The organism is Prosthecobacter fluviatilis (assembly GCF_055388355.1).
This window is the reverse complement of record NZ_AP043782.1, coordinates 1,017,236-1,040,094: the sequence shown is the minus strand read 5'-3', so window position 1 is coordinate 1,040,094 and position 22,859 is coordinate 1,017,236. Positions and strand designations below refer to the sequence as shown.

Annotated in this window: 12 protein-coding genes; 7 read left to right on the top strand and 5 right to left on the bottom strand. The window is 59.1% G+C overall.

Going from position 1 to position 22,859, the window contains the following annotated elements:
- Positions 1–320 precede the first annotated feature (320 nt).
- The 7 genes from ACZ5WW_RS03790 (at position 321) to dnaE (ending at position 15,825) form a co-directional block, all read left to right on the top strand.
- Entirely contained in the window at positions 321–3,200 is a 2,880-nt protein-coding gene (locus tag ACZ5WW_RS03790; RefSeq protein WP_377167716.1) for an SNF2-related protein, read from the top strand.
- A gap of 53 nt (positions 3,201–3,253) precedes the next feature.
- The gene (locus ACZ5WW_RS03785; protein WP_377167719.1) at positions 3,254–5,053 is read left to right on the top strand and encodes an AIPR family protein; all 1,800 of its coding nucleotides are present in this window, start codon (positions 3,254–3,256) and stop codon (positions 5,051–5,053) included.
- Positions 5,050–6,777 carry a site-specific DNA-methyltransferase gene (locus tag ACZ5WW_RS03780; RefSeq protein WP_377167722.1) on the top strand — a complete coding sequence of 576 codons (1,728 nt, stop codon included), beginning with the start codon at positions 5,050–5,052 and terminating at the stop codon, positions 6,775–6,777. Before ACZ5WW_RS03785 ends, ACZ5WW_RS03780 begins: the two co-directional genes overlap by 4 nt.
- Positions 6,774–7,805 carry a virulence RhuM family protein gene (locus ACZ5WW_RS03775; RefSeq protein ID WP_377167725.1) on the top strand — a complete coding sequence of 344 codons (1,032 nt, stop codon included), beginning with the start codon at positions 6,774–6,776 and terminating at the stop codon, positions 7,803–7,805. Before ACZ5WW_RS03780 ends, ACZ5WW_RS03775 begins: the two co-directional genes overlap by 4 nt.
- Complete coding sequence (locus ACZ5WW_RS03770) at positions 7,802–10,492, top strand: DEAD/DEAH box helicase (protein WP_377167728.1); 2,691 nt, start codon at positions 7,802–7,804, stop codon at positions 10,490–10,492. Before ACZ5WW_RS03775 ends, ACZ5WW_RS03770 begins: the two co-directional genes overlap by 4 nt.
- A gap of 623 nt (positions 10,493–11,115) precedes the next feature.
- Positions 11,116–11,568 (top strand): LexA family protein, encoded by a 453-nt coding sequence (locus ACZ5WW_RS03765; protein ID WP_377167731.1) that lies wholly within the window; start codon positions 11,116–11,118, stop codon positions 11,566–11,568.
- 6 nt (positions 11,569–11,574) lie between these two features.
- On the top strand, positions 11,575–15,825 hold the full coding sequence (gene dnaE / locus ACZ5WW_RS03760; protein ID WP_377167734.1) for a DNA polymerase III subunit alpha: 4,251 nt from the start codon (positions 11,575–11,577) through the stop codon (positions 15,823–15,825).
- A gap of 778 nt (positions 15,826–16,603) precedes the next feature.
- Here the strand turns inward: dnaE and ACZ5WW_RS03755 are convergent.
- The 5 genes from ACZ5WW_RS03755 to ACZ5WW_RS03735 form a co-directional block, all read right to left on the bottom strand.
- Positions 16,604–17,968: a DUF3987 domain-containing protein gene (locus ACZ5WW_RS03755; RefSeq protein ID WP_377167737.1), complete on the bottom strand. Its 1,365-nt coding sequence runs from the start codon at positions 17,966–17,968 to the stop codon at positions 16,604–16,606.
- A complete protein-coding gene (locus ACZ5WW_RS03750; RefSeq protein WP_377167740.1) occupies positions 17,965–18,966 on the bottom strand; it encodes a CHC2 zinc finger domain-containing protein in 1,002 nt (333 codons plus the stop codon). The genes ACZ5WW_RS03755 and ACZ5WW_RS03750 overlap by 4 nt, the downstream gene beginning before the upstream one ends.
- Positions 18,967–19,060: 94 nt before the next feature.
- On the bottom strand, positions 19,061–19,255 hold the full coding sequence (locus tag ACZ5WW_RS03745; RefSeq protein WP_377167743.1) for a helix-turn-helix domain-containing protein: 195 nt from the start codon (positions 19,253–19,255) through the stop codon (positions 19,061–19,063).
- A gap of 77 nt (positions 19,256–19,332) precedes the next feature.
- On the bottom strand, positions 19,333–20,418 hold the full coding sequence (locus ACZ5WW_RS03740; protein ID WP_377167746.1) for a hypothetical protein: 1,086 nt from the start codon (positions 20,416–20,418) through the stop codon (positions 19,333–19,335).
- A gap of 180 nt (positions 20,419–20,598) precedes the next feature.
- A complete protein-coding gene (locus ACZ5WW_RS03735; RefSeq protein WP_377167749.1) occupies positions 20,599–22,713 on the bottom strand; it encodes a transglycosylase domain-containing protein in 2,115 nt (704 codons plus the stop codon).
- Between the last annotated feature and the right edge of the window lie 146 nt (positions 22,714–22,859).

Genomic DNA, 22,859 nt, shown 5'->3' with positions numbered 1-22,859 from the left:
GCCAGATGCGTCGGCGAGGGGTGGGGGCATCCACGATCAAGCAGGTGGCCAAGGCTCTTGGTGGAACTTGACCAAGTTGAGAGTTGCCGTCTTGCCAAGCAAGGTGCCTTCAGGGGTCAAGTTCCTCCAGGCAGCGCTAAGGTTAAGCTGGCCTGAGAGTCGAGAACCGGCTGGGCTGGTATACCCAGCGGCACTCACGGGAGAATACCGTGTCCATGTTAGGCGTTTATGCATTATTTGTTGCTTTATTTCCTGTTATTTGTGTTCGTGCAAATCCTTGCCATCAGATTCGTCCCGGGCTTTGATGAGGGAAATCCTGAATGCCCATCACCGACTACCAGGCCAAATACCTCGCCCATGAGTTGAGCCGGCGCTGTCCCTCGGACAGCGTGGAGAAGCTGGCGGCTACCGTGGCAGGGGCCCAGGTGGACTTAAATCCGCATCAGGTCGACGCGGCCCTCTTTGCCTTCCAGTCGCCCTTGTCAAAGGGTGCCATCCTTGCAGACGAGGTCGGTCTCGGGAAAACCATCGAAGCCGGGCTGGTCATTTCCCAAAAATGGGCGGAGCGCAAGCGGCGTATCCTCGTCATCACCCCGGCCAATCTGCGCAAACAATGGCATCAGGAAATGGCCGAAAAGTTCTTTCTCCCTTGCCAGATTCTAGAGGCCAAATCCTACAACGCCGCCATTCGGAAGGGTCACTTCCGCCCCTTCGAGACTCAGGAGCATGCCATTGTCATCTGCTCCTATCAGTTCGCTGCCGCCAAGGCGGCAGACGTCCATCACACGGACTGGGATCTCGTTGTCATCGATGAAGCGCACCGCTTGCGCAACGTCTACAAGCCGAACAACAAGATCGCAAACATGCTCAAAATGGCCCTGCATCAGCGGCACAAGCTGCTGCTCACGGCCACGCCTTTGCAAAACTCCCTTCAGGAGCTCTTTGGCCTCGTCAGCGTCATCGATGACCACACCTTTGGCGACTTGCGCAGTTTCCGGGAGCAGTTCGTCAATCTCAATGCACAGACCTATGACGCCCTGAAGGCACGCCTCAGGCCCATCTGCCACCGCACCCTCCGCAGGCAGGTCACCGCCTACGTGCCTTACACCAAGCGTCACGCCATCATCCAGCCCTTCGATCCCGGCGAGAGCGAAGATGAGCTTTACAATCTCGTCTCTGACTACCTCCAGCGGCCCAATCTGCAGGCCCTGCCCCCGAGTCAGAGAAAGCTCATGACCCTCGTGCTGCGGAAGCTGCTCGCCTCTTCCTCCTTCGCCATCGCCGGAGCACTCACCTCCATGGCCAACCGGATGAAGGCCAGGCTGCAGGCCGATGATGCACTTAGCGTGGACCTGCTGGGCCATCCACTGGTGGAAGATCTCAATGCAGATTACGAGGCTCTCGACGAAACAGCCGAGGAATTGGACGAAGAAGACGAGCTGGAGCCTCTGACCATTGAGGACCGCAAGGCCATGCAGGCAGAAATCGCGGACCTGGAGGAGTTCACCCGCCTCGCCGTCTCCATTGATCACAATGCCAAGGGCCGGTCCCTCCTCGTTGCTCTCCAGATCGCGTTTGAGACAGCCGCAGAGCTCGGCGCTGCCGAAAAGGCCATCATCTTCACGGAGTCCCGCAAGACCCAGAGCTACCTCCTCCGCCTCCTGGCAGACAGTCCCTATGCAGACGGCATCGTCCTCTTCAATGGCACGAATACAGACGACAGCTCCAAGGCCATCTACGCAAAGTGGGCGGAGCGGCACAAGGGCACCGACAAAATCACCGGCTCTCGCACCGCAGACATGCGCAGCGCCCTCGTGGACTACTTCCGCGAGGAAGGCCGCATCATGATCGCCACCGAGGCCGGAGCGGAGGGTATCAATCTCCAGTTCTGCTCTCTCGTCGTCAATTACGACCTGCCCTGGAACCCCCAGCGCATCGAGCAGCGCATCGGCCGCTGCCACCGCTACGGGCAGAAGCATGACGTCGTGGTGGTCAATTTCCTCAACCAGAGGAACGAGGCTGACCTCCGCGTTTACCAGCTCCTGCATGAGAAGTTCACCCTCTTCACCGGCGTCTTTGGCTCCAGTGACGAGGTGCTCGGCTCCATCGAGTCTGGCGTGGACTTTGAAATGCGCATCGCCGCCATTTACCAGAGCTGCCGCAGGCCGGAGCAGATCAAGGCAGCCTTCGACCAGCTCCAGCTCGAGCTGAATTTCGAGATCAATGAGGCCCTCCGCATCACCCGGCAAAAGCTGCTGGAAAATTTCGACGAAGAGGTCCAGGCCAAGCTCAAGCTCCGGGACGACAACTCCCGCACCCTCCTCAAGCACTTTGAGAAGCAGCTCATGGCCCTCACCCGGCATGAGCTGCGGGACCACGCCACCTTTCACAGCGAGTCCGCCTTTGAGCTTCACAGGGTTCCCGCTTCCCTGGGAAGCGAGATTCCCACCGGTCTTTACGTCTTCCCGCGCAGCACCAGCGCGGCGCATGTTTACCGTCTCGGCCATCCGCTCGCGGAGCAGCTCCTGACCAGCGCAAAGCAGCGTGATCTGCCTCCTGCCGAGGTGGAGTTTCATTATGCCGAGCACGGCAGCAAGATCAGCATCCTGGAGCCCCTGCGGGGTCAGTCCGGTGTCTTGACGGTTTCTCTTTTCACGGTGGAGTCCATGGATCAGGCGGAGGATCACCTCATCTACGCCGCCACCACAGACGCCGGTGTGCTGCTGGATCAGGAGCGGGCCCGCCGCCTGCTGGATCTGCCCGCCGTAGTGCGTGCGCAGGCGCCCGGCCTGGCTGTGCCGGAGTCGCTGGCGCAAATCACCTCCCAGCGCCAGGCGGAGCTGCAGCAGATCATCGCCCGGCGCAACGGCCACTACTACGAGGCCGAGGCCCAGAAGCTCGACGGCTGGGCAGATGACCTCAAGCTCGGCCTGGAGCGCGAGATCAAGGAGATGGACCGCCTCATCAAGGAAGCCCGCCGCGCCGCCGCCACCGCCCTGACCTTGGAGGACAAGCTCGCCAGCCAGAGGCAGATCAAAGCCGTCGAGGCTCAGCGCAATGAAAAACGCCGCTCCCTCTTTGAAGCCCAGGATGCCATCGACCAGCAGCGCGAGGACTTGATCGGGAAGATCGAGGGGAAGCTGTCCCAGCAAACAGCTCTCGAATCGCTCTTCATCGTCCATTGGACGTTATGTGCTTGAATCCGTGGTGCACTACGCCAAACAAAATAAATTAATACGCTTCAGATAACATCATGCCTGCCCTTTCCACCGAGCATCTCACGTTGCTGAACTCCAATCTGGAATCTGATTACGTTGCGCATCTGCCAGCGCTATTGCCTAATACTAAACCGCCCGCAGAGCAGGCAACCAAAAATAGGTCACGTGCATTTAGTGCCTTTACGCTACGTCACCAGCTTGGCATTTCCGAGAAGGAAGCCTCAGAGGCCGTGATCGATGACTTCGAAGACGTGGGAATCGATGCTATTTATTTTCATGGGCCATCTCAAACTTTATATCTCGTTCAGACAAAATTAAAGCAAGGAGCTGAGTTTAGGCAGGACGAGGCGTTGGCGTTTTGTCAGGGCGTGAGGAAGTGCCTTGTTCAAGATTTCACCGGCTTTAACTCCCACTTTACTCGCCGTCAGGTCGAGATCGAGAATGCACTTGATGACTGCGTAACGATACAACTTATAGTGGCTCATATTGGAGCTGGCATGAGCCAGCACGCCACTACCGCTTTGACTGAACTGATCAATGATGGCACCCACGGCGACGAACGGCTTGCCTCGTCCGTGCTTGAATTCGATGCTTCGCGCATAGTTCCGGCGTTACAGGAAAGCCGTGCGAATCGTCGTGTTGATGTGGATAAACTGACCATCCACAAATGGGCCACAATGACAGACCCTCGAACAACTTATTTTGGATACATTCGCGTTTCTGACTTGGTAGAACTTTATACCAAGGAGAAGAGTGCTCTCTTTGACAAAAACATCCGCCTGTTCCTAGGGCCAAAGACCGAAGTCAGTCAGTCAATTCAGACAACATTGCGCGATAGACCTGATCACTTCTTCTATCTCAATAATGGTGTCACTGTTCTTTGTGAACGCATCGAAGCGAAAAGCACGAAGAATAGCGGTGGGGGCAAACGTCTGAAAATTGCAGGTTTTTCTGTGATTAACGGAGCTCAAACCATCTCGTCCGCCGCACAGTTCGTTGCAGATAATCCAGCTGCCGACATCTCTTCCGCGCGCGTTACCATCACCCTGATTCAAGCGGATGCAGATGGATCTTTCGGCAAAAGCGTTACCCGGGCTCGGAATCACCAGAATAAAGTAGAGTCAGCCGATTTCCTTGCGCTCGACGATGAACAGGAGCGTCTTCGACGTGAACTGGCTGTGCTCGGTGTTCAATATTCCTACAAAGCCGAGCAAAATGATGGAGTAGTGAGTGATAAAAAAATCAAAGCTTCAGAAGCAATTCATGCTTTAGCTCTTTTCAATAAGGATCCCCGCTATATTCTCTGGCTGAAAAATGAGCCTTCAAGTTTATTGGACATCTTCGCCGAACGTTACAAGAATCTGGTAAACGGTGTAACAACACCGTTCCAAGTGGTGAACGCTGTGCGGTTTGCGCGATATGCGTACAATCGGATGGACATAGAGTCTCAAGGGACTGGTCAAGAAAAACTTACCTACAAACATGGCGCATCAGCATTAGCGTGGATTTTGGCTAAACGGATTGTTCGCGATCAATCGAGCACTCTGTTGTTTCAAACCGAAAAAATTAAGACATCTCTCAGTGTCCCCTTCGATGAATTGCGTCAGGCGCTCTGGGATGAAACTAAAGCCCAGCTTGCCGGAAGAACTCCTCTCGTCATGTATCGCAGTCAAGAGCGCGCGCTGCCCATTGTCGAGAAGGTCATGCTGAAACATTACGGATTGTCCACAGATCCAGTCATCGCTATCAAGCGAGCCAGGCCCAATAAAAATTACCCAGAAGAACTTTTTGATTACATGATTTCGAAAGCTCCGCAGATTGGAGGTTTGGCATGATCAAAAAACAAAAACTCGAACTCACCTGGATCGGCAAGGAGCATCGGCCGAAGCTGGAGCCGCGCATCCTGCTGGAGGAGCCGGACAAGTCCTGCCATGCTGCGCACCGGGTCACGGACCGGGACCTCTTCGACAACCGCCTCATCCACGGAGACAATCTCCTCGCCCTCAAGGCGTTGGAGCAGGACTTCGCAGGGAAGGTGAAATGCATCTACATCGATCCTCCTTTCAATACCCAACAAGCGTTCGAGCACTACGACGATTCAACTGAGCACTCAGATTGGCTTCGACTTATCCGTGATCGTGCAGTCATTCTTCATCGGCTACTTGCAACAGAAGGAACCTTATTTGTCCACATTGATGACAATGAGCTTGGTTATCTTACAGTGCTTTTGGATGAAATTTTCGGACGTGGGAACCGAGTTGCTATCGTCACTTTCAAACAAGGGTCTGCAACGGGACACAAGTCAATCAACCCTGGTTGCGTAAGCACAACCAACTTTATTCTCATCTATGCTAAGAAGAAGGCGAGTTGGACGCCGAACAGAGTGTTCACCGCCCGCGAGCGAGATGACCGGTACGGTCAATTTATCGAGAACATCGAAGCCCCATTCGAGCAGTGGACTTTCACCACTTTGATGAAGGCTTTTGCGGGGCATATGGGACTGAGTGACAAAGATGCTCGTGCTCTTGCGAAATCCGAACCTGAAAAAATTGATGACTTTGTGGTCAAGCATGCGCACCGGGTGATCCGTACAGCGCGCCCCAGCTACGACGGTGTAAGTGCTGAGGCACGAAGGCTCATTGATGAGTCAAAACGTTCAAAGGAACGGATCTTAAAGCTCCAGCGCGATGGTTATTCAGACATCTACCTCAAAGGTGGTGAGCGCTTGTTATTCTACTCAGATAAGCTCAAGAGTATTGATGGAAAATTTGTGGCGGGCGAGCCGCTTACAACGCTTTGGGATGATGTTTTGTCCAATAACTTGCACGCGGAAGGAGCAGTTGAGTTCCCCAAAAGCAAGAAGCCAGAAGCACTTATCAAACGAGTGCTCGATCTCGCCACCAACCCCGGCGACCTCGTGCTCGACTCCTTCCTCGGCTCCGGCACGACGGCGGCGGTGGCGCACAAAATGGGGCGGCGGTGGATCGGGATTGAGCTGGGAGAGCATTGCGAAACGCACTGCCTGCCGCGCTTGAAAAAGGTGGTGGATGGGGCGGACCCCGGAGGCATCACGGAGGCCGTGGGCTGGAAGGGTGGCGGTGGCTTCCGCTACTACCGCCTGGCGCCTTCCCTGCTGCTGCGGGACAAGTGGGACCAACTCGTCATCAACCCGGAATACAATGCGCCCATGCTGGCGGAGGCGGTGTGCAAGCTGGAAGGGTTCACCTATGCGCCCAGCGACACGGTCTACTGGCAGCAGGGACACAGCACGGAGCAGGACTTCATCTACACCACGACCGCGAACCTGAGCCATGCCCAGCTCCAGCAGCTCAGCGATGAGGTGGGGCCGGAGCGCAGCCTGCTGGTGGTCTGCAGCGCCTTCCGCGGCCGGAAGGAGGGCTACAGCAACCTGACGGTGAAGAAGATCCCCAAGGCCGTGCTGACGCGCTGCGAGTGGGGGAAGGACGACTACAGCCTGAAGGTGGAGAACCTCCCCCAGGCCCCGGCCAAGCCCGGCCAGATGAGCCTCTTTGATGATGATGGAGGTGCGGGGAAATGAGCGAGGAAGGCGTGCCCCGCTCAGAATTCATCCTGTACCAGACGGAGGATGGCCGCACCCGCCTGGAGGTGCGGTTTGAGGATGAGACCCTCTGGCTTTCCCAGGCGCTGATGGCGGACCTCTTTCAGACGACGCCGCAGAACATCACCCTGCATCTGAAGGCCCTGTTTGAGGAGGGGGAGATCGACGAAGCCTCAACTTGTAAGGATTACTTACAAGTTCGCCAGGAAGGGGCGCGCACGGTCAGAAGGCAGGTGCGCCACTACAATCTGGAGGCGGTGCTGGCCGTGGGCTACCGCGTGCGCTCCCCCCGGGGCACGCAGTTCCGCCAGTGGGCCACGGCGCGGCTCAGCGAATACCTGGTGAAGGGATTCACCATGGACGATGAGCGGCTGAAGAACCCGCCGGGCCCGGGAGTGCCGGACTATTTTGACGAGCTGCTGGAGCGCATCCGCGACATCCGGGCCAGCGAGCGCCGGATGTACCTGCGGGTGAAGGAGATCTTTGCCCTGGCTGCGGACTACCAGCCGAATGAGGGGGACACGGTGAAGTTTTTCCAGGTCATCCAGAACAAGCTGCACTTTGCCGCCACGGGAAAGACAGCGCCGGAGCTCATCACCGCCCGGGCGGACCACACGCAGCCGAACATGGGCCTGACCACCTGGAAGGGGGACGTGGTGCGCAAGGCGGATGTGACCGTGGCCAAGAACTACCTGAACGAGGCGGAGATCGACGAGCTGAACCGCATCGTGGTCATGTTTCTGGACTATGCGGAAGACCAGGCGAGGAGGCGCAGGCAGGTCTTCATGAAAGACTGGCAGGAGAAGCTGGACAGCTTTCTGGCCTTTAACGAACGCCCCGTGCTGCCGGGCGCGGGCACGCGCTCCCGCCAGCAGGCAGACGCCCACGCGGAGAAAGAGTATGCCCGCTTTGAGGACAGGCGGCGGGCACTGGCAGAGAACGAAGGAGAGAAAGCCGTCCGCGAGCTGGAACAAACCGCCAGAAAACTTCCGAAGAAAAAGAAATGAACCGAAACGTCAATGCCATCTCCGGCCGCCTGAGCCTGCGCAAGCCGCAGCGTGATTCGCTGGAACTGCTGCACCGCCTCACGGAAATTCTTTCCTGGGAAAAGGGCGGCTCCAAGAAGTCGCCCGACCTTGCAGCAGCCCTTTCAGCCATCCGCAGCGAGTTCCCCACGGTGACGGACTTTGAGCGTGAGTTTGCCTCCCTCTGCTTTGCGCTGGCCACCGGCGTGGGCAAGACGCGCCTCATGGGGGCCTTCATCGCCTACCTGCATCTGGAGCACGGCATCAACAACTTCTTCGTCATGGCCCCGAACCTGACGATCTACAACAAGCTGATCACGGACTTCACGCCGAACACGCGGAAGTATGTTTTCAAGGGCATCTCGGAGTTTGCCACGGATGCGCCGGAGATCATTACGGGGGATGATTATGAATCCAAGGCCGGTACGCTCTTTGACCAGCTCCTGCGCTGCAAGATCAACATTTTCAACATCAGCAAGATCAACAGCGAGGTGCGCGGCGGCAAATCCCCCCGCATCAAGCGCCTCAGCGAATACATCGGCGAGAGCTACTTTGAATATCTGGCAAACCTGCCGGACCTTGTCCTGATCATGGACGAAAGCCATCGTTACCGTGCCAGCGCGGGGGTGAGAGCCATCAATGAGCTGAAGCCCATCCTGGGTCTGGAACTGACCGCCACGCCCTTTGTTGAAGGCCCCAAGGGTGCTGTGCCCTTCAAGAACGTCATTCTCGACTACCCCCTGGGCCGGGCGATGAACGATGGCTTTGTCAAAGAGCCCGCCGTGGTGACACGCAAGGACTTCAGCCCCCAGGGGATGTCAGCTGAGGCCATTGAAAAGCTCAAGCTGGAAGACGGTGTGCGGATGCACGAGCAGACCAAGGTCCTGCTGGAAACCTACGCCCGCGAAGCATCCGTGGGCATCGTGAAGCCATTCGTGCTGGTGATCGCTCGGGACACGACGCACGCAAAGAGCCTCGTGGACCTCATCAAGTCCCAGGAATTCTTTGAAGGACGCTACAAAGACAAGGTGATCCAGGTGGACAGCAGCAAAACGGGAGCGGAGGAGGACCAGATGATCCAGGACCTCCTGGCCGTGGAGAACACGGAGTCGCCCACGGAGATCGTGATCCACGTGAACATGCTCAAGGAGGGCTGGGACGTGACGAACCTCTACACCATCGTGCCGCTGCGCGCCGCCAATGCCCGCATCCTCATTGAGCAGTCCATCGGTCGCGGCCTGCGCCTGCCCTACGGCAAACGCACCGGCGTGGCAGCCGTGGACAGGCTGAGCATCATCGCCCATGACAAATTCCAGGAGATCGTCGATGAGGCCAGCAAGCCCGGGTCGGTCATTAAGATGCAGCAGGTGATTCTCTCTGCGGAAGAAGCCGAGGAAAAGACGGCGACGGTGGTCTCTGAATCCAATCTGAAAGCGAAGCTCGGCTTCCAGCCCGAGAACCAGACGCGCAGCACGGAAAATGCAGGCAAGGACACCAAGCCCGCCTTTGACACGCCTGAAAAGCAGCGCGTGGCCCAGATGGCCTATGCAGTGATCAAGCGGCTGGAGGCCAGGCCTGATCAGGCACCGACCATGGAGGCGCTGAAAGCTCCCGAGGTGCAGAGCTTCATCGTGCAGGAGGTGGTGGCTCAGTACCAGCCGCAGCAGCTTGAAATGGAAGGCGTCGCGCCGAAGATCGACGTGGCGGCCATTGTCAGCGAGACCACCAGTCTCGTGGTTAAGGAGATGATCCCCATCCCACGCATTCTCGTAGTGCCGAAGGGCGAGGTGAAGAGCTGGTTTGAACCCTTCACTCTTGAGCTGACCAGCATGAAATTCCCTTTGCCCTCCAAGGACCTGTGGGTGCACAACCTGCACACAAACCAGGGCGAGGCCGTGACCGTGGGCAACGAGGGTGCCCGGGAAAAACGCATGGAGGACTATGTGGTGTCCGGACTGGTGGACTTCGACGATGTCTCCTACGATACGAACGCCGATTTGCTCTACGACCTCGCCACCCAGACCGTGAAGCACTTCCTGAGCTATCTCCCCGAGGAAGAAGTCTGGCAGGTGCTGCACTCCCACCAGAAGGACATCGCCAATGCCATCCACGCCCAGATGCACCAGCATTTCCGGGAGGAAGTGGTGGGCTACGAGGTGGTGATCAGCAGAGGGTTCACCGAACTCAAGGACAGCGCCTACACCGCGAAGCATGGCGAGGCACCCCTCGACTACCGGCAGTCACCCGCAGACAAGAGCAACATGGCGAAGTACCTGTTCGGCGGCTTCAAGAAGTGCCTGTATCCCACACAGAAGTTCCATTCCGATGCCGAGCGCCGCCTTGCCGGAATCCTGGAGCGCGATGCCATCAAATGGTTCAAGCCTGCCAAAGGGCAGTTTCAGATGTTTTACCGGGAAGGCGCCAACCAGCCCGAATATGTCCCCGATTTCGTGGCCGAAACTGAAACGACTATCTACATGCTCGAACCGAAGGCTAAAAACGAAATGGGAGACCCCGTTGTCCAAGCCAAGAAGGAAGTTGCTGAAACATGGTGTGCCAACGCCAGCAAACACGCTCTGGAGCATGGCGGCAAACCTTGGAAGTACGCGCTGATCGCTCACGACGTCATTGCGGACAACATGACTCTAGAGGGCCTGGCAATGGGATAAGTGGAGACAAGTGTCTTCTGCAGGCGTCGAGCGATGTGGGGAGATGGCCCGTGGCTTCCCGCCGGTCCCGCGCGTGATTGATCCCCTGCCAATTCTGAATTCTCTTTATGCCCTCCCGCGGATGAACAGTTCCGCAGCCCGTCTCTCGTCCTTGCCTGTCTCTTCCCCGGCTCCGTCTGTGGTGCCGTAGTCGGCGCAGATGTCGGCTCAGATCGGCCACGGCGAGGGGAACCTCGGCCCTCTCATTAGGAGGTAGCCTCGGAGACTTTGCCCAACTGCTGGCTTGGGCAGGGGAACATGGTAGGCACTCCGCATTCAAATATTTGCAAGTAGTCCGAAAGATCGCGGAATAGACACGCGCGAAAACCTGGCCGGCGGTCGAAATTGACGCCAGAAATGCGTTCTGAAGTGCTGCAACGCCTACTTGAGGGGGAGGGCACTTAGCAGATCCTCCGGACCTACTAAGTGCCCAGGCAGACTTTTCACCGGCGGATGGGATAGTGACGAGACCTTCTGTAGGGAAGGGGGCAAAGTTGAGGAGCCCCCGCATTTGCCGAATGCGGGAGGGGCCGGTGAATTTAACTCGAAGTTGAAAATGTTCAAAAGAACAGTATTTGGCAGGCATGCCCCTGCCACGTCAAACACACGCCCTCGATCTTCTTTGGCTTTCCGATTCCCGCTCGTGGATTCGGCATCAGGTGCCCTTTCTCGGCAGCATCATCGCCGGCAGGCCTGAGCTGGCTGAAGGCCGTGTGGACGGCTGCATCGACATCGACCCCGCCACCCTGCGCCTGCCCAAAAACGCCCGCACCTTCGCCTTGAAAGTGCGAGGCGACTCCATGCGCAATGCCGCCATTCTGGAGGGCGACATCGTCATCATGGAGTTCCGCGAAGCCCGGCATGGAGACATCGTGGCCGCGCTGATCGACGGAGAAACCACCCTCAAGCGCTTCATCGTGCAGGGTGGTGTGCCCTATCTGCGCGCCTCCAATCCCAAATACCCCGACCTCATCCCGGCGCGTGAGCTCGTCATCCAGGGGGTGCTCATCGCCCTGCTGCGCCTTTCTGAAAGGTGACGTGCCATGATCCTGCACTTCGATGCGGATGCATTCTTTGCCTCAGTGGAGCAGGCGGCGGATACCAAGCTGCGCGGGCGTCCCGTCGCCGTCGGTGGTGAGCGACGCGGCATCATCGCCTCCGCCAGCTACGAGGCACGGCGGCTCGGCATCTACACCCCCATGCCCACCGCCCGGGCGCGCAAGCTCTGCCCCAGCCTGATCGTCCTGCCCGGCGATTTTGACAAATATGAGCGCTTCTCGCGCCTCATGTTCTCGTATGCCTATGACTTTTCCCCGCTGGTCGAGCAGGCCTCCATTGATGAGTGCTACCTCGATCTCTACGGGGCCAAGCGCACCCGCCCTGGCGATGCCGCCGCCACCATTCAAAAGGCCATCGCCCAGAGCCTGAAACTCTCCGTTTCCGTCGGCGTGGGTGCCAACAAGCTCGTCTCCCAGATCGCCAGCAAGCTGCGCAAGCCCCATTGCTTCATCGAGGTCGAACCGGGGCATGAACAGGGGTTCCTCTGGCCGCTGGAAAACAAATGGCTGCCTTCCGTCGGCCCTCAGCTTGCTGCCACGCTCAACACCGCCGGACTCCGCCACGTCGAGCACATTGCCCGCACACCCGTCGAGGAGCTGGCTTTGCTGATCGGCAAGGGGGCCCCCGTGCTGCATGACTACGCCATGGGGTACGACACCCGCCCCGTGGTCTGTGACGCCCCCGAGGCCAAAAGCTACGGCGAACAGGAAACTTTCAGCCAGGACACCACGGACACCGCCTTCATCATCGCACGTCTGCGCGCCATGGCAGACACCCTCATGCGCCGCGTGCGGCAGGACGGCAAAAGCATCCGCACCCTCACCTTACGACTGCGCTACAACGACATGGATGAGGTCATACGCTCCACCAGCCTCGATGAACCGACCGATCTGGAGCCCGATGTCTATCCGCTGCTCACCGGCCTGCTCAAGCGCGCCTGGGAGCGCCGCGTGAGCGTGCGGCTCGTCGGCCTGCGCTTCAGCAAGGTGTATGAGACGGGTTTTTCCGCGATGCTCCCACTGGAGCAGTCGGACATCACCCGCGAGCGTCTGGGCAGGCTCGCCACTGTCGTGGATGCCCTGCGGCATGAAAACCGCAGCATCATGCGCGGACATGATCTCTGGCTCTCCCAGCACCGACACTCCCCCCGACAGACTTTGCCAAAGGCCCGGCTGGTCACTGATCCCACCGCCAGCGTGACCAATCGAGTCTTGCGCGAGCGCCCCGGCGCCGGCCCGCAGATCATCACGTGTCATGCGCCTCGTCTCGCCCTGCCCGCATTGAATGTGAAGAGCTGCTACAGCTTCCTCGATTCCACTCTCACCATCCCGGCCATCGTCGATGCGGCAGTCGCCCATGAGATGCCCGCTGTCGCGCTCACTGACCCCAATCTCCACGCCGCCGTGCCGTTTTTTCAGGCCGCCGCCGCCGCGGGGCTCAAGCCCATCATCGGCGCGGAGCTGAGTTGTGAGACGGAGCCGCTGCTCGCCTACGTGCGGAACACCCACGGATACCAAAATCTATGCCAACTGCTTTCAGTGGGTGACGGCAATGGCGTTACAAAACAACAGCTTTACTCTTGTTCTGAAGGCCTGGTCCTAGTACCCGCCACGGGTTTTAATGTAACGACTAAACCGATACGTTACCGCAAGCCCGAGGACCGCGTCTTCTTCGACATCCTGCAGAGCATGAAGACCCTCACCCTTCTGCATGAGACTCATCCTCAAAAGCGCCGGGGCGACTTCGCCTTTGATCCGCCGGCGGGGAGGGGCGAGCAGTCATACGCCGCCGCCGTGCAGGCTGCGCAGGACATTGTCGAGCAGTGCGAGTTCGCCTTTGATCTTAAAACCTTACGGTTTCCTCGTTACATTCCTGCGGATGGCAGCACGCCCTCCGCCATGCTGCACCAGCTCGCTCATGCCGGTCTGCGCCGCCGCTACGGCAGCCGGTCAAAACAACACCTGGCCCAGCTGCGTGAGGAGCTGTCCATCATCGCGGAGGTCGGCTACGAGGAGTACTTTCTCACCGTCTGGCACCTGCTGCAGGAGTGTGCAGGGCAGGGGATAGGCTGGATCACCCGTGGCAGTGCGGCGGACTCTCTCGTCTGCTACGCCCTGGGCATCAGCAATGTCTGCCCCATCCGCTTTGAGCTTTACTTCAAGCGCTTCCTCAACCGCGACCGCATGGCCCTGCAAAAGCTGCCGGACATCGACATCGACTTTGCCCATGACCGCAAAGACGACGTGGTCAGGCTGCTGCTCGACCGCTACGGTCCCGAGCACGCCGCCATCGTGGGCGGGTTCAGCACCTTCCAGGCCCGCTCCGCCTTTGGCGATGTCGCCAAGGTGCTGGGCGTCGCTGAAAACGAAATTCGCCGCCTTACCGAGCACATGCCATGGACTGACGCCCGACACGCGGCCGATGCGCTGGCCGTCTCGCGTGAGAGCGACCACTCCGCGTGGCAGGAGGAGCCGCTGCGCACCGCCCTGCTCATGGCGGGCATGCTCGATGGCCTTCCCCGCTACGCCAAGATGCACCCCTGCGGCGTCGTACTCTCGCGTGACCCCATCCGCACTCAGACGCCCACCTTCACGAGTAGCAAAGGCTGGCCCACCACCCACTTCGACATGGATGCCGTCGAGGCCGTCGGCCTCATCAAGCTCGACATCCTCGCCCAGGGCGGCCTCGCTGTGCTGCGGGACACCCAGATCACTCTTGGCGCCCAAGACCTCAAGCTGGACCTCCCCGCGCTGGAAGTCGGCGCTGCAGGCGGCACCGAGCACCCACCCCGGACAGGCGCAGTGCAGCCGTGGAGCGATCCAGGTGTCTGGCAGATGATCGCCACCGGCAACGCGCGCGGCGTCCATCACATCGAAAGTCCCGCCATGACCAGCCTCGCCTGCATGGCCGATGTGCGGGACATCGACCGCCTGGTCGCTATCGTCTCTGTGATCCGCCCCGGCGCGGCCAATGGCCTCAAAAAGGCGCAATTCGCCCGCCGTGCGCAGGGCCTCGAAAAAGTGGACTATACCCACGAAAGTCTCGCCCCCGTGCTACGCTCGACCTTCGGCGTCGTGGCTTATGAGGAGCACATTCTGCAAATCTGCGAGGCCTTCGCCGGACTCGCACCCGGCCGGGCCGACATCCTGCGGCGTGCGTTGGTCAAACAGGACGCCGCCAAGATCGCCGAGATCAAGACCGAGTTCATCGCCGCCGCCCGCGCTCTGTCGCGGGATGAACCTACCATCACCAAGGTCTGGGAGCTCGTCGCCGGGTTTCAGGGCTACGCCTTCTGCCGCGCTCACAGCACCGCCTACGCCGTCGAGGCCTATCAGGGTGCCTACGCGAAGCACTACCACCCCGCCGAGTTCATGGCCGCCGTGCTCACCAACGGCAAGGGCTTCTACTCCCCACTGGTCTATACCCTGGAATGCCGCCGCTTGGGAATCGGCTTTCTGCATCCCTGCGTCAACGTCCTGAGTGATGCCTTCACCGTCGAGGCCAGCAGCGCTGCACACGGCACTCCTGCGCCCTCCTTGGGCAAAGCCATCCGCATTCCCCTGCGCTGCATCAAAGACCTCAGCACCGCCACCCTCGAACGCTGGCGTATCGAGCTTGCCCGAGCCCCTTTTACAAGCGTGCGTGACTTCTGCCGGCGCGTCCACCCCGAAGGCCCCGATGCACTCAACCTCATCCGCACCGGAGCCTTTGACCGTCTCGGCGACACGCGCACGGCCCACTTCTGGCATTGCCTCCACACCAGCCGCGACCACAGCGCCGGCGCCGACTGGCTCCTGCGCGATGCCCCCGCTGACGAACTGCGCGCCACATTCCGCGCTGAGCCCACGCTCCTGCAGCGGCTCCAAGATGAATCCGCCCTCCTCGGCTACACCGTCACCGCCCACCCGCTCGACTGCTACCCCGAGGTGGACTGGCGCACCTACTGCCCCATTGCCGCACTGCACCGTTACCCCGGCCAGCGTGTCACCATCTGCGGCCTCATTGTTGTCACCCGCTCCCACCTCCAGCAAAACGGCCAGCCCATGAAGTTCATCTCACTCTGCGACCGCACCGGCATCGTCGAATGCGAAATCTTCGCCGCCGCCTACCGCGCCTACGGCCTCAACACCGTGCGCTATCCCGTCGTGCAGGTGACTGGGGACGTGAAGCCTTTTGAGAATGGCCAGGGGTTCACACTGGACGTGCGGCGAGTGGTCCAGGCGCGGGTGCGGTGAATTTGAGTTAATGGAAACTCATCACAGCGGAAGAGTCATGTATTCGAGCGGCATATGGAATGCCTGGCTAAGGTGCTCAAGATGCGCTCAGTTGAAAGCTTTGTAGCGGGGCAAACCGGTGGTTCTTCTTGGCCCAGTCCAGCAGGAAGGCAACGTCTGCGGGACGACCCCCGACTGACGGCCGAGGTTCCCCGGGCTGTGGGAAATTTGCGCGTACATCTGCTCCGGGGTGAAGGCTGGAACGGGCTGCGGAAGCGACTGGGAAGAGGCTGGCGAGGATGTGGGATGGGCTGCGGAGGGCTTCATCTGGGGCCAGCGTATCACTGGCACGCAGGAATGCAAAAGAGTGAGGCTCCATGTCCGTGGCGGCGGGGATCGGGAGAAGCTGCACCTGGCCCTGGCGGTTCGTGAGGAAGCTACTGAGGAGGTCCTGCAACGCCTGTTTGAGGGTAAGGACAGCGGAAATGCCGCCCAAGCCTTCTACGTGCCAGCTAGACGTGTCGTCGGCGGTTGGACAGTGACGAGACCTTTCGCAGGGATGTGATCAAGACCGAGTGGCTGGCGCGTGAGGTCAGGAGGGCTGCGAGACATCGCCGAAAAACCGCCCAAATCTCCTCAAAATACTGAATTTTCCTCGCGTACGCACGCGCGTGCGTGTGTGTGTGCGAGGCAGTGCCGTGAGTTATTGTTCGTGATTGTAATACAGTGTTCGTCCGTGGGTTCTTCGACATGCTACCCCAAGGCCTGTCTTTTCATCGCGGGGAGGGACAAGAATCCATCAAGATTTGCGGCGGATCAGTTTCCCACCCCCGGCACCTCCAGTTTCCACCACGATCTTTGGTGCAAGCTCGGAGAGTGCGGCTTCGATTTCTGGTTTGCTGGCGTTCCTGCCGAAAAGCTCGTGGATCTTGGTCATCGTGAGCGGGCCACTGCCTAGTGCTTCCCAGATTTTTGCCGCTTTTGCATTGGCGAAAGTTTCTGCAAAAATGTGCGCGGCACTGGCGTCGCAGTAACGCCAGAAGGAGAGGGCTGCTTCGAGATGAGGTCTGCAAATGAAGCGGGATTCATCAAGCAATGCCAGAATGAGGGCGATGCGCATGACTTGCGCTTCAGAGCGGGAAAGAATCTCCCCCAGGCGGCCTGGGTGGGGCTCACTGAGGTCTTTGTAAATTTCATGCCACAGAGTGCGTGCCTCTTCATCGCGCTGGATTTCACCACGTGTGGCGGCGGCATTCACGGCGGCGCTAAGTTGCGTGACCAATTCGGATGTGTCGGGTTTGCTGCCACCTTCCGGCAGGAGTTTGGAGCGGTCTGCGTGTATCCAGAGGCAGCGATTGGCAAGACCATTGCTCATTTCCACAGCGGCAAGAAGACGGTGTAGTTCCTGAATGGTGATGTGGCCGATCATGCTGATGTGTGCGCCTTCAACCTCGATTGCATCCTTGCGGCGCAGCACGGCAATTTTCTGGCCATCCCATGCCTGCCTGAGCAGTACAGAAACGGTGTTCCCCTCGCGCTTCATCACCTGCAGCACCTGGGCAAATTCCCCCTCCTGCAGGAGCAGGCGTTTGTCAGTGTCGTCTTCAAAAACCTGGGTGATGCCCTCGCCAGAGACGATGCCTGATTTCACCCGCATGGAGTACCAGATGGTATCGACTTCATCCAAAATGGATTTCACCTGTGCCCAGGATGTGCCCTTCCGGGCCTTTGCAGTGCGTCCGCAGATGATGGTAAACAGGTTCGTGTGGTGGCGAGAGCCATCTGCGAGAAAATAGGGCGAGGGCCCGATGAGATTGCCGAGGCCGGCGAGCAACTGCGCATAAAGTGCAGCCGGGTCAGCCTCTGTGCATGGCAGAATGCGCCGCACGATTTCGCCGGCTGTGCCGTAAAGTGCCGAGTCTGGCAGCACGGGTGGTTTGCTCCCTCCATACGAAAAGCACGAATTGCACGAAAAATCGGCCCGAACCGGGGTGGAGTTTTCGTGCTTTTCGTGCTTTTCGTTTTCAGGAATCAGGTGGGAAGCTTGGGGCAGGGGGGGCTCCGGCGGAGCCCAATCTTCAACCGGGGCGTTGTGCAGGTGGTTCTTGCCATGAAGAACAAGGACGTCCTTCGGATCTTTTGCGATGTTGGGTTTCGATCTCATGCAGTTGGGGTTTGATAGTCGGGTTTATGCTGGCAAATCCGCTTGGCCGTGCCGTGAAGGAGCGTGGCGGTTTCTTCGAAAAAGCGCTGGCCGGCGGGGTCGTTGTCGGGCCAGAAATGGACGTTCAGATCCGTGAACAGCGACACCCAGTCGGGATCGAAGCCATTGGCACCTGAAGTGGCCATGACACAGGTGCCCGCATGAAAGGGTTCGTTGAACCCGGCCTCGATGAGCGCTGCGGCAGTGCTTTCCGACTCTACCAGGTGCACATCGGTGATCGTGGACGCCGCGCGGCACAGCCAGTGACTGCGCCAGGGGCGGCGAAGTGCGCCAACCCGCCAGAATCGAGGCCCTACAGGGCCAAAAGGGGCTCGTATTTTGTATCCTCCATCGCCGATATAGACCAGCCTCGATTTGCTGAGCTTGCACTGGGTGCCATCTGCCTTGGTCAGGGGCAGGCCAGCTGGAACGATTCCCAAGGCGTCCAGGCAGGGCATGGTGAGCCTGCGGAGAGTCTCGGGAGAAAGCTGAAGCTCACGGGCAAAGGCCTCGCGCATCTGGTGGTCTTCGTATAGCCGGATGCGCCAGGGGGCAGTCAGGCGCTCCAACTCGTGGGCGCTGATGGCCTGGGAGGTCTTCGCCGGCTTTGGGGCCGGTTTTTTATGCACTGGTGAGGCTGGTGCTGTGGCGGGATTAAGGCCGGTGAGCACTGCGATTTCCGCACAGATGACTTTGAACTCGGCTTTCACACTTCTGCCTGAGCGTGCCGCGTGAAGGTCAATGACCGTGCCGCCGAATCCGCAGGGGTGGCAGAACCACTGCCAGGTTTCCCTCTTGAGTATGGCGGTGAAGGAAGGCTTGGTGTCTTGGTGTAGAGGGCAGAGTGCCGCAAGGCGGGTGCCGCCTGGGTGGAAGATCGGCGGGTGACCGATGGCGAATAGGTAGTCGGGCAGACGCTGTTTGAGCGTGTCCGCATCGAGGCGGGACGAGTTGTGCATGCGGGCGCAATTGTTCGTTGCGCCGGGGGGCTGATTCGCTTACTCTCCGCGTATCCACACGCGAGGCCGGGCGGGCGAAAGCTCCCCGGCTTTGTTATGCCTGGGCTTCGCGTTCGAAGCGCTCCACCTCGGGAAGGGCGAAGCGGACGCCGCGGCCGAGCATGGATGCTTTGATTTTACCCGCTTTGCGCCAGCGGCGGAGGGTCATCGGCGTGATCTTCCAGCGCGCAGCCAGATCAGCGGGGGTAAGGAAGTGGGCAGGGGTATTGGTGTCCTTTGCAGTGCTCATAGGACTCCTAAAGTTCCATCCTTTTCGTCGCCGTCACCTCAGCGAAATTAGCACCGGCCTAAGTGCTAATATTTTTCTCAGGAGACTTTCTCGCGGGCGCGTTTTTTTGCACGCGAAAGAGATGCTTGGAACGTCGCCATTTTCATAATGCGTCCATTCCCCCGTTGCAGTTCATCGTCCTTAACGATGAGTTTGTGCCCTTTAAACTCGGGGTCATCTTTTCCATCCAGCCACGAGAAGATTTGCGAGGCGGTAAGGCCTTTAAGACATGAATCTTGTAGATCGATAATCCATCTCAGAAACAACGAAGTTTTTTGCCCTGAATTGGCTTGTTGGGCTGCGAATTTGGTGAAACCCGAGCTCGAAATGATTGCCTCTGCCTGCGCAAGCCACCTCCCAATGAGAAACCCCTGGCGTAAGGCGACTTCCAAATCGAGCTCAAGATTGGGCCTGTATTTGAGGAGGGCGATGTTCGAAATCATCGCGAAAATGCGGTTTTTGGAGTCAATTAAAAGCCGTACTGGTAATGTGCCTTCGACCGAATGCGGGTATTTCGACATCTCTTCGAATTCACCTTCAAAGCCCTCAATAAATTTTACCCCGGTGGCGTACACCCTGGCGGCCTCAAAAAGGAGTTTTCTACCGAATAGCACACATCGATCTGCCAATGGTGTCTCGTCTTTGGTTCGCCAAACGAGAGGTGCTTTGTCAGGATCAAAGATCGTATTTTCCAGGGGAATTATCTGAAAACGTCGTCCAGGGGGTGTCTCTTGAGAAAATGTGAGAACCGCACCAACCTCACTAGGCCTCCAACAATGCCAAGCCTCGCCATTGGATACAGCGAGACATCTGACGTACTCAGGGATGAGCTGATTCGCTTTTATCGGCGATTCAGTTTCGAGTTCAGCATTGTCGAGCAAACCCGATTCTTTGACCCACCTCAGGAACATGGCATCACGTTTTGACCGGAGATTCACCTTGTCCGATTTGGACTTAAGCACAGATATATGAACACGCCCCCCTTCCATCCATGCGACTGCTCGTTTGCACGGGACCTGCAGTTGGCGGCATCTGCGTTGCTCGGTGTCGAGATCATATGCAACAGGTAGCTCCGATTCATCAGGAGCATTGCTCGCAAGGTCTGGCTTAATTTTGGGTTTCATAAATATTGTCAATTTAACTAGGTTATTTATTGAGATACTGTAATGTTTAGACCTAACATGAACCTCGCCTGATACTTCAATTGTCGGGTTGGATAAATTGAATGAGGGGGTGATGATGTTCTCCGGAAAACTCGTTGAGCAAGGATCCGAACATTTTGCTGTTATAGTGGCGATGTGTGCTCAGTTCCTTGAAGCAGAAACCGCCGGGGATCTCACTTCAAATACCTGCGATTGGGTCAAGGCACCCGCACGGGCGCGAACCTCATGTTTGCCTGGCGACAGCGGCCACATGAAGCCTGAATCTGAACCAATCACGGGCCGCCCGTCCACTTCCCACTCAAGCGTTACTCCCGGTGGGCTGACGGCCTGGAGCGGAAGGCACTGGCGGGCGGCGGGAATATGTGGGTCCAGTTCAAAAGAGGCACCCGCATGAGGACTGATGATGCGGATGCTTTCGCTGGCCTGCGCCACAGCCCCAAGAGTGTTGCTGGCGGAGCCGCACCAGACAGCAAACTGGCGGGAGGGCAGTACCAAAGCTGGCCCGTCAGTAGTGTCCTGCCACATGGTGTCTGCGCTCACCGTAGGCTCGGAGCCGGGCAGAAACCACTCGGGTGCCGTTTCCATGGTCTGCTTGCCGGGGCACAGTCCGGTGGTCTGGCATACCGGGGCCTGATGCAGCAGGGGGCCTTCATGCGGGGAGGCGATGCCGTGGTCACCGCGCTTGAGCAGTTCGTCCACGATGGCCCTCCAGAGAGGGGCCGAACCCGTGATGGAGGCCACCTCATCCATGCGCGCACCACGGATGTTTCCCACCCACACGGCAACGCTGTGTTCACGTGTGGCACCCACGGTCCAGGCGTCCCGGAAGCCGGAGCTGGTGCCGGTTTTGACAGGGATGCGCAGCCCTTCAAAAGACAGCGGTGAGTTCAGTCCAAAGGTGCGCTTGCGCGCTTGGTTATCACACAGAATATCTGCCAAGATGGTGGCGGCCGGCGGTGGACTTAGGCGGTGTCGTTTGACCGGCTGTGATTCCAGCCACCGTGGCGTCACCGCCATGCCTTCATTGGAAAAGGCAGCGAAGCAGGCCGCCAGTTCCAGAGGCCGCACCTCTACATTGCCGAGGATGAAGCCCGCGCCATAGGCGTCAAAGCCGCGGCGAAACTTCAGACCATACGACTGCAGCTCTGCGAAGACCTCGCGAGGTCCGAGGCGGGCGAGGGTGACGACGGCGGGAACGTTGAGTGAGCACGCCAGCGCTTCGCGCATGCGGACAGGACCCAAGAAGCGCAGGTCATAGTTCCGCGGATCATAGTCCGGGAAGGTGTCGCGGATGGCGTCCTGCGTGTCTGGCAGCAGGGTGGCGGCGGTGAGGCTGCGGGTGTCTACGGCCCTCAGATAAAGGAAGGGTTTGAGCGTGGAGCCTGCGCTGCGAAAGGTCGTTGCGGCATTGATCTGGCCCGCTGGGCCTGCTGGGTCCGCCGAGCCCACCATGGCGCGGATTGCGCCCGTGCGGGAATCCAGCACCACGGCCGCCGCATGGGTGGCACCTAGCGAACGAATGGTGCGAACTTGCGACTGTAGAAACAGGGTGACACTGCGCTGGAGTTCCAGATCCAGCGTGGTGGTGGTGGTGCCGGGGGGCGGCGGGTGGCGCTGGCGCAGGGAGGTGGTGAAATGGAATGCCTCAGCCGCCGGCGCGTGACGCGGCAGCACCGTCGGCGGAAGCACCGAAGCCAGCACCGCAGGAGGAAACACCTTTTGTCCAATGAGCTGATTCAACACCTGCTGAAAACGCAGGCGCGCGGCCTCCGGCCTCGACCAGGGATTGTAACGGGTGGGCGCATGCGGCAAGGCTGCGAGGAGGAGCGCCTCGGGGAAGGTGAGCTTGGCCGGCTTGCGGCCGAAATAGGCTTCAGCCGCAGCCTGTGCTCCCAATCTGCGGTTGCCAAAGTCCACCCGGTTGAGGTAGGCTGTGAGGATCTGCTCTTTCGTCCAGCGGCGCTCGAGTTTCAAGGCAGCCAGGTTTTCATATAGCTTGGCCCACAGGCTGCGCTTCCTGCCGGGCGTGGAGACTTTGATCAGCTGCTGCGTCAGGGTGGAGCCTCCGCGTGCAATGCGGCCTGAGCGAATGTTGGCCCACACTGAGGCGACCAGCGCCTGCCAGTCCACGCCATGGTGCTGGTAAAAGCGGTGATCCTCCAGCGCTACGATGATCACCGGCAAATGCGGGCCCAGCGCGTCCGCGCCACAGGGGTGCTGCACTCGGGCGCTTGTGGACGCCAGTTCCGCAATCACCCGCCCTTAGTGGTCCAGCAGTATGGGCGTGCCTGCCTGTGGCTTCATCAGGTCCTCGGGTAGAGAGACGCACTCACTCGTGGCATACAGGCCAAGCCAGGCCGCCGCCGCAGTGAGAATCAGGCCTGCCAGCCGGCGCATCCAAC